Origin of the sequence: Siphonobacter sp. BAB-5385 (assembly GCF_002261125.1) — a bacterium.
Classification (GTDB): domain Bacteria; phylum Bacteroidota; class Bacteroidia; order Cytophagales; family Spirosomataceae; genus Siphonobacter.
This window is the reverse complement of record NZ_NMPS01000055.1, coordinates 19,087-27,687: the sequence shown is the minus strand read 5'-3', so window position 1 is coordinate 27,687 and position 8,601 is coordinate 19,087. Positions and strand designations below refer to the sequence as shown.

Annotated in this window: 9 protein-coding genes; all 9 read right to left on the bottom strand. The window is 50.3% G+C overall.

All coding sequences use genetic code 11. The features are described 5' to 3' along the window. The coding region (locus tag BWI93_RS05425; protein ID WP_141217364.1) for a hypothetical protein at window positions 1–435 on the bottom strand (435 nt) is incomplete at its 3' end. Beyond that, on the bottom strand, window positions 432–1,505 hold the full coding sequence (locus BWI93_RS05420; protein ID WP_094809130.1) for a hypothetical protein: 1,074 nt from the start codon (window positions 1,503–1,505) through the stop codon (window positions 432–434). The genes BWI93_RS05425 and BWI93_RS05420, both read right to left, overlap by 4 nt. Window positions 1,506–1,567: 62 nt before the next feature. Further along, a complete protein-coding gene (locus tag BWI93_RS05415; protein ID WP_094809129.1) occupies window positions 1,568–2,761 on the bottom strand; it encodes a hypothetical protein in 1,194 nt (397 codons plus the stop codon). A 93-nt stretch (window positions 2,762–2,854) separates the two neighbouring features. After that, window positions 2,855–3,691 carry a hypothetical protein gene (locus tag BWI93_RS05410; RefSeq protein WP_094809128.1) on the bottom strand — a complete coding sequence of 279 codons (837 nt, stop codon included), beginning with the start codon at window positions 3,689–3,691 and terminating at the stop codon, window positions 2,855–2,857. Between the two features lie 59 nt (window positions 3,692–3,750). After that, the gene (locus BWI93_RS05405; RefSeq protein ID WP_094809127.1) at window positions 3,751–4,398 is read right to left on the bottom strand and encodes a hypothetical protein; all 648 of its coding nucleotides are present in this window, start codon (window positions 4,396–4,398) and stop codon (window positions 3,751–3,753) included. After that, complete coding sequence (locus tag BWI93_RS05400) at window positions 4,395–4,589, bottom strand: hypothetical protein (RefSeq protein ID WP_094809126.1); 195 nt, start codon at window positions 4,587–4,589, stop codon at window positions 4,395–4,397. The genes BWI93_RS05405 and BWI93_RS05400 overlap by 4 nt, the downstream gene beginning before the upstream one ends. A 44-nt stretch (window positions 4,590–4,633) precedes the next feature. After that, the gene (locus tag BWI93_RS05395) at window positions 4,634–5,491 is read right to left on the bottom strand and encodes a hypothetical protein (RefSeq protein WP_094809125.1); all 858 of its coding nucleotides are present in this window, start codon (window positions 5,489–5,491) and stop codon (window positions 4,634–4,636) included. Next, a complete protein-coding gene (locus tag BWI93_RS05390; RefSeq protein ID WP_094809124.1) occupies window positions 5,451–7,403 on the bottom strand; it encodes a hypothetical protein in 1,953 nt (650 codons plus the stop codon). Before BWI93_RS05390 ends, BWI93_RS05395 begins: the two co-directional genes overlap by 41 nt. A gap of 49 nt (window positions 7,404–7,452) precedes the next feature. Continuing rightward, window positions 7,453–8,412, bottom strand: coding sequence for a hypothetical protein (locus BWI93_RS05385; protein WP_094809123.1), 960 nt, complete (start codon window positions 8,410–8,412; stop codon window positions 7,453–7,455). Window positions 8,413–8,601 lie beyond the last annotated feature (189 nt).

The following is an 8,601-nucleotide window of genomic DNA, read 5'->3' as shown; positions in this document are numbered from 1 at the left end:
CGTAGTGGTTAAGGCAGGCTGATTCGTCGAAGCGTTCCAGGTCCCCTTGAATTCAGTGGTTAAGGGACTCGAAAGCGAAGAAAAGAAACGTTTATAACGAACACCCGTTGAGCTAACGACTGTGGTAAGGTTATTGTCTGGGGTGGTTTTGTCAATCAAATCCGCTTTCCAAAACTCCAGTCGATTACTCAGCCACACCTGATAAAACACACCAGCAGTGGGATTGTCAAAGCTTCTTACCTCAGCTAAAGAAGTGAATTTACGAGCTTCCAGTACGAAAGGATTGCCATCGTTTCCGTAAATAACCCCATTGACCGCTGACAAAGCCGTACGGGATGAATTACTACCCGGCTTATTCTTTGCCTGAGTTAGCTCAACCTGGGCGTGCGAGTAGCTAAACCAAAGACTTAATACAAGTGCTAAAATCGCTTTCATGCTTGCGGATAAAGTTTAAGGAAGATTTTTCCGGTGAAATCGGGATCGCCTTCCGGAACCAGCAACTGAAAACTGTTTTTGCCAGACGGAACGGCGGTAATGTTGCGATCGTAAGTACCATTACTGGTTACGGCTTCAATGATCAGATTATCCGTATTGCCATTATGGGTGAAGATTTGACCGTTCTTGGCTCCGGCCACCTGATACGTTTTCGTGCGAACGCCGGTTTCTACGCGAAGAATGGCGTTTTTAATGGGTCGAAGTTTGGCACTGGTTTCGTTGGCGTATCGCCAGGCTAGCTGAGCGGTATTCCCGGCATTTTCGATGGCTTCAAACTCGAATCCGTACGAAGCCCCGGAGGTGCCAATGGTAGCGATCTCGGCAAATAGCTCTGAACCTTTCCGGCAGCGATTGGCGTAAGTCACATCGATGGTTAGTTTTCGCTGCTCCTCGTCGTAGGTCCAGTTTTTAACCACCTTTGTTTTATCTGGATCATCGATCCATACCCGCTTGATGGTGCCCCCTTTGAGCATGTCCTCGCTAAGCGTATACTCCTTTTGCGAGTCGGCCATAATAGGGATGTATTCATCGCTGGTTTCCTCCCGGCCCGAATTGACATAAAACGGATCCCACTGCTGGGGGGTGGTACCGACAGCGATCGTACCCCGCGTACGGAGCACGTAAGACGAAGTACCCGAAGTGATCAGGCCACCAGGCACTAAAGGGTTGAACCCATCGGCGGCCGTAGCCCGTCTGTAGCCCGATCCCGTATAGATGTATACGCCGTTTTCGACTTTGTTGGCCTGAGCCACAATCCCCACGGCATCCCCGGCCATGATTCCGGAAAAAGCTGGGGCAGTGGCCAGTGAAGGGATATTCGTTTCAGAGAAGGCTTTAACGGATCCGATTACGTACAGGCCTGACTTCGCCGATTGCTCCAGCTCCTGCATTTTTTCGATGACAGCCATCACTACTGCCCGGTGCTCGACCGCGAAAATGCGGTCATCAGCACTTTTCAGTGTGAGCTTATCCATCGCAAAAGCAATCAGAGCACTCCAGGAAAAAGCCATAGTGTAAAAAGCTCAGTAGCCAGGCATACGCTGGCTACTGAATTCGGTAAGTGTGTGGAAAACTATTCGGCGATGTAGTGGTAGATACCATTTACCGCGTACAATGGATCCGTGTTATCGGCATAGTGGAAGCCCTGAGGCTTGGTCCAGATGTTATACCGAAGCGAAGGAGCCATCACGATTTGCGGGTGCGGATCAACCACGTCTGCATTGGCTGCGTTTTTACGCTTGTTGTGAGACGACTCACGCAAACGTAAATCCATGGCCAAATCAAAGGCGGGCATGCTCAGTGTCGAATAGGTGTACCCATCGACCGTCTGGCCGTCGTAGTGGCGAAGCTCCTGTTGAGAAACCAGAGCAGCAGAACCCGGAGCCATGACAAAGAAGTGATTGGGGCCCAGAATGGCATCAATAAACATCGAGGTATGAAACTCAACGCCACCTTCCTTGATCTGCTCGCCCAGCTGAATACCGGCAGCATTCAAACCAGACTTCAGTACACGGTTGAAGTAGGTTCGTACGCGTGATCCCGTACCCGCCAGCACGATCCATGGGCCCGTGGCCTGGGTAAGTGCAGTCAGGTTGGAAAGATCGTCTTCCAGTTTCACCGTAACAGAATCATCGGCATTCATCAACTTGATGGTGGCCGCTTCACCCGGATCCAGATCAGGATACAAGGGGTTTTTGCCTGCATTGGTGACCAGCGAGTTCACCGCCACGGTTTCAATGGGCACAAAGAAGGAACTCTCGATCGTTTTACGGATGACGCGACCCACTTCCTGAAGCGAAGAAATGGCCTGAATTTTAGTCATCGCCTTACCTACTTCGACAGGATCGTCATCGAGCAACTGATCACGATACTTTTCTGCTTCCTGTTCCAGTACTCGCCACACGTAGGCGGGAATCAGGATTGGATCAGGCTGACGTACTTTATCCAGGGCAAACTCAGCGGTAAGAGGCTGGGCAACGATCGTACCGGTCGTTAAATCGGTGTATTCGTTGGTACCAGACCATTTGACCTTGGGGTCGTACTCGTATTTGACCTTGGGAACGGGAATCGCTCCGTCCATTTCCGCTGAAACCAGACTTCCGTCTTCTTTCAGGTTAGGATCCAGGTTCTTGGTAAGCTCACGGTTTTGGTCTGAGCGAAGAGCTGACACGGCCCCGTACTGGCGAAATTGGTTTTTGTTGTTTACCGTTCCCGATACAGCCACGTAGGCTAAACGACCAGGAAAACTAATTTTAGGAACTGGCATTGATTCGCACGTTAGGGTATTTCCCTTTCGTTCGTTGGCTATGAGCCCAGTACGCGTAATCGTTGGACACAAGGTCCCTGTACTCCTATATCACTACACCAGGGCTTTAGCGGCCTTCAGCGTAGCTTCATCTACCTCTCCATTCGCATTTACCGGCAGTGTATCTTTGGTTGGAGAGCCGTTAGATTTCTTTTTCCAGTCCTCATGATTGGCCACCTCATCGATGACGTTATCAAGGGTGTATTCGGTGCCCTTTTTGCTTAGGGGCAAACCGTCTTCGGTTCTGACAAGCTTGAAGGTTTCAGGATCGATCCGAACCTTTTCACGAGCGAGGATATCCTCAACATCCGCCATGATAGTCATGCCAAAGCGACGCTCGGCTTTCTTCTCATCCGAAATGGACTTGTGTCCCATCAGCCGGTTTAAAAGCTCTTTTTGCGTCAGATTCTTTTCCAGACGATCAACCTTTTCGGCTTTTTCCTTGAGTGGCTTCCACTCTTTTTCTTCCTTCTCGGCATACTCTCGCAGCTGAGCATTCAAGGTTTCAATTTCCTTGGCGAACTTTTTCTCCCCTTCACCATCGCCGCCTTTCTGAGCGGTTTCAAGGGCTTTGTACTTGGTAAGCAGCTTCTGACCAATCTCCCGAACCTTCGTCGGGGTTCCCGACTTTTTGAGCACCTCTTTCAGGTCGTCAGGGCTACCAAACAACTCAACAAATTCATTCAGGGCTTTGTCGGTGGCATTGTGTGCCTCAGCCCGCATAGCTCCTTTAATGACGTTTGCTCCGTCGTTGGCCATATAATCCATGAGATCATCCAGCTCATCGGGTAGATCCACATTATCGGCTTTTGCCAATTGAGCCAATTGAGCCTCCGTTAATTTGAAGCCTAAGGCTCCGGTAAATGATTTAAACGCTTGCGTGAATTTCATAGCGATTGTTAAGGAACGTTGATAGGGTGGCCTAAACCACCCTATCCCGTAAGTGATGATTAAGCGTTAGGGGGAGGCGTGGCTGTAGCAGGTACCTGAGCTGCCTTCTTGGCCTCTTCGAGCTGCTTGAGCAGGTTCTCGTTTTCTGCCTTGAGCTTGTTAGCCTCTTCAGCCTTGGCTTTTGCCTGCTTTTCGGCCTCAGCAGCCTTTTTCGCATTCTCGGCAGCGGCTTTTTGAGCATTAGCGACTTTATCCTCCGCATCCTTTTGCTTACGCTCCTGCTCTGCTTTTTCCTGATCCACTTTTTGCTTTTCAGCCAGCGTTTGTTCGGCTTTTTCCTTTTCAGCCTGCTCGGCCTCTTTTTGAGTATCCACTGGATTGCGGAAATCAGCTACTACCTCGGCAGGCAGCTTGCTTTCGTGACGAACAGCTTTGCGAGCAAGGCCGTTTTGGTCGGTAAACGAAACCACAAATACCGAACCTTCTACTTTCCGCATGCGAGGGTGGGGCAGCATTTTGGCATCCGGATGTTTCGAGTTACCGCCAATTTTTTCCAGTACTGGATCAATGGAAGCTTTACGATAGACTCGAACCGATTCGTCACGCTGGGTGATCGCTTCCTGCTCGTCAGTGGCGGCAATCTCCTGCTTGGGAATCAGATAGCCCGCCTGGGATTCATCTTCGGAAAGAATTTTCAGATCTTTCATTTCGCGTCTTTATCCTTATCGGACGGTTTAGATTTAGACTCCTTTTCTGGCTCCGCTTCTGGTTGCTGCTCCACAACTTTGAGGCCGTGGGTACGCTGAAGCTTTGCAAACTCAGGAGTGTTGACGAAGGAAGCATCCGCCTCGAAGGTGGTTTTATCCGATCGCTGAATGGTTACATTGTCATTAGCCATAATTACACATTTGCAAATATGAAAATACAAAGCGAAAGTAAATCCTAAGATTGAGATTTCAAATACTCGTACATCGCTTTAGAAATCGGAAGCAGTTGATGGCGACAATTATACCCGCCCCGAAAGATGAAAATCGTCTGCCGATCGGTGCCTGAAATTTTGCCCTGCCACTCCTGGGTGAGCCACTCATATACCTCTTTTTCTGTATAGGCTTTTCCTACGCGGTCCGTGCAAAACTTGCGAGAGGTGGCAATCAAAGTGCCCTGATAGAGGTAGTGCTTAAGGCCCACATCGCGGCTAATGGTCTGCACGTAATCAGCCGTTGCGAACTCAACGGCATCACTGGCCAGCTGCTTGACGGTCCGGGTGGTGAGCCCTTTTTCTACGACTGCTTCCCGAAGGTTTCTCCGTAGCTTGGCTAAGGGCTGGCCGCCCGACACATACTGATCGAGCAAATTGATTACGGGGCCCGTAAATTCGGCCTGCATCCCTGCTCCAGTCAGTTGCAGGATGGTGCGATCTACACCCTGGGCGAAGACTTCCCGGTACAAGGCTTTAGCGGGTTGAAAGTTTAAAGCGACCCGTCCAAAATAGCCGTCAAACATGCCCAGGCTTTGACGCAAGTCCGTAATAAGCCCCGTGACAATGGTACCGTATTTGCCCGCTTCCATCCTGGATACGATTCCAGCTCGAAAGGTTTGTACCTGCTGCCGGTTTCGAATCTTCTCCGCATCGGTAAGAGGCGTTTCCGTAGTTCCGAAACTCAGACTTTCGGCAAACGTAGTCAGCTCCTCATACAGCTCCTGGGTAGCCGCATCCAAACCCGCCGTAAAGCGAGCCATCATCTGATCACGAAAGGCCTCAATCCTCGTCAATAGGGCCAGCAGCTCCTCCACTTCCATTGTCTTTGGCTTTTATTTGATCATAGAGGGAAACAGCCTGCGGTAGTTTCGGAATTTCTTCAGCTACGTAGGCGTAAAAGAGTTCCTTATGGGCTGTCTCTTCCATGGACCAAAACGCATCCCCTACCTCGATGAGAGCCCGCTGCACAAAATCATCGAAGCGAATATTTAACAGAAAATCTTCCCGGCTGATGGCCGTAGCCCCGCCAATACCACCCGCGTACAAGGAAATCACGTCCGCTTGAGAAAACCCGAACAGGGGCTGAATGGCCTGCTTGATTCGCAGCAATCGTGAGGTGGGCGAATCCTTACCCGTCCGCTTCCGCTCGTATTCGACCATCTTTTCACTAATCATCGCCTGATCAGCTCCGATTTTTCGCAGACTGTCAATTTCTTCCAGTAAGTAGCTGGGATCGTAGATGTCGAAAAACTTCGGTACGCTGATCTTGGGCAGGATGGCTCCTACGCTCTTTTTACCAATCGCTACGGAGTACCGCTGATTGGCTACGAAGGCTGTGGCGTTATTCATGACGCTTTCCACCAGGTGAGCCGCCTGCGATCGAAGCCAGTTGTTAGCGGGTTGACGGTCCACGGTTTTTGCGACGCCAGACTGCACCAGCGGCACCCGCGTCATAAACTCCATGTTAATGGTCGACCATGCTCGATCCTCAAGGTTTTTGAACTCCTCGAGCATCTTAGTAAGATTGTCGATCGACTTTTCCACGTAACCAGCGAAAGGAGCCGAAGGCATAGGTGTATTACCATCGGTAGGTCCTGCTTTTTTGGGAAGCGTAACCGCAATCGTATCCAGAGCCGACTTGGGCATAACAAAAGACGACCCTCCGCAAATTGGACAGGCTGAACCTCTTTTGTGTTTAAAATTGCCTTGCTCATAATCTTGGGTCAGTAACCCGTTGCTGCACTTATCCGTTTTAATCAAGGGGCAGGGTGTGGTCACGTACTGCCAGTACTTGCTATAGAGATGCTGATAGAACTCGATCCGACTCATTACGTACAGCTCCTGTCCGTCCCGTAGCGGCTCAATGGCATCCGTCAAAACAGATTTAAACAGCCTGGTACCGCTCGGCTTTTCCTCCAGCAAATGCTTGGCATTGCCAATATGGGAAACAGGTAGTTTTCCGCAATAATGAAGGGGCGGATTAAAGCCTAGCATCAGTTGGTTGCTTTCAGTGTCGAGCTGCTTCGAAAGCCCCTGAATCTCAAAGACGGAGCGGTTTTTGTTGCCTCCGACAGAGATGCGTTCTACCTCAGTGGCAATGGTGTAGCTTTCCTGATCAAAAAACCACAGGATCCGTCCATCCTGCTTTAGCTTTCCTTCAACGCGGATGGTGGACTTTCGGGCGGACTCGATGACAGCAAAGGCTTGCTGGCATTCGATAACGCGATCGCTAGGCACGTCGAATACCCGAGGCTGGGGGAGTTCCCGATCACTGCCAGGCGGCGTTTCCGGAACAACGACGATTTTTCCGTTGGGATCATTAACGTAGAGGTTTAAGCCACGCGTAAAAAACCAGGTTCGAAACGGCAACCCACCCGGAAAGTCGGTTTCCAGATAGGATTGAAGCAGTTCGTTGGGCAGAGCATCCTGGGTGGGGAAATACACCGTAAAGTCATCGGCCTGCTGAATCGAGTCCAGCTGCTCGATCACCCGCGAAGGAAACGAACGGAACGGATTTCGATACACGGACCGCTTATAATTCTGGTGCTTTTCTTGCTCTAACGGCTTGAAGATTTGCTTTTTATCCGCCCCTACCCCTTTAATGAGGTAATCAGGCATCTCCTCACCGAACGTCTCGGCTAGAGCTTTTTTAACTTCAAGCGTTCTAGCGTATAGCTCGTGCTTTTTATTCGAATCAGCTAAGTACGGCAGCAGTTGGGAAAGACTCAGCATTGCAAAAAAGGGTAAGGCCTATTCCGTCGTAGAATAGGCCTTGGATGCGTTAGGCAGTGGTGACTACCTCAAAATTCTTTTGGCCAACAACGCCATTCGGTAAACTAGCTGCTACTGCAAACTTGAGTAGCGTACCGGCTGCAACGTTATTGGGAACCGTGATCACGCCCGTGGCCGGGTTGATGCTCCATCCCGTTGGAGGGTCCACAAAGTTGCCATCCGCGTCTTGCAAGAACAGACTCCAGCTTTGGCAGGCCACTCCTGATTCGGCGATTGCAAAAGCGATCGTCCGACCCGTCCCAGCGGCTACACCCGTCAAGCGAAGCACGGAGCCTGCACACGCTGCAGGGGCTAAGGGCTGCGTACCTGCGTACGTGCCGCCCGTAATGGTTAAATGAGGAGCTTTTTTAAACTTCTGATCGAAGTTCTTTCCCATGCGGGGCACCCGGGAACCTTTGGCGCCCTTCGTTTCCTGATTACCCGTCATGCTGAAAGTCCCCACAATTCGGTTGTTGATGTTACCGTCAACGTTGTAGGGCTTCACATCCGAGAAAATCAGCTCTTCATCCAGGTAGGGAATTACGGAATTTTGCGTGAACACAAAGGCGTGAACTTCACCTGACATCTGCGAGCGGAGTCGGTTGTAGAACTCGACCTCGTGAAACGAATCACGAACCGTCCAGGCAATCACGTCTGTGATCGAAACAGCCTCACCAATTCCCGAAAAGCCGAAAACAGCGTCCGTGCGGTTTTCAGTCGTTTCATTTTGGCCCTTAATAGAGTGGGCGTTCCAAACGTAGGCAGTACCATCCAGAGCGGCTTTGTAGAGCTTTTCTGCAATGTTGGACGCAGTCCAGGCATCCGCCGAGCCGTCATACCAAGGGATGGGCACATCCCGGTCCACGAGTACCAGGGCAATAAAAGAACCACGTTCTGGCGAAGTGGCGGTTAAAAAGGAGGATTTTGCTGGCTTGTCATAGGACGCTGCTAGCGTGGATGCAATATGCATTTAGAAGAAAATTTAGCGTCTAAGGCTAACATTCGTTACGCTCGTTCTGCCGAAAAAAGCGTCAGTACTCTCTGCCGGATAATTTAGACAAACATAATAACAAATTTGCAAATAAGTTATTATGTTTGTTTCAGATAGGTTGAAGGTTGAACTTTGGAATAAGGCGGGGCTTATAGCTTCGCCTTTATT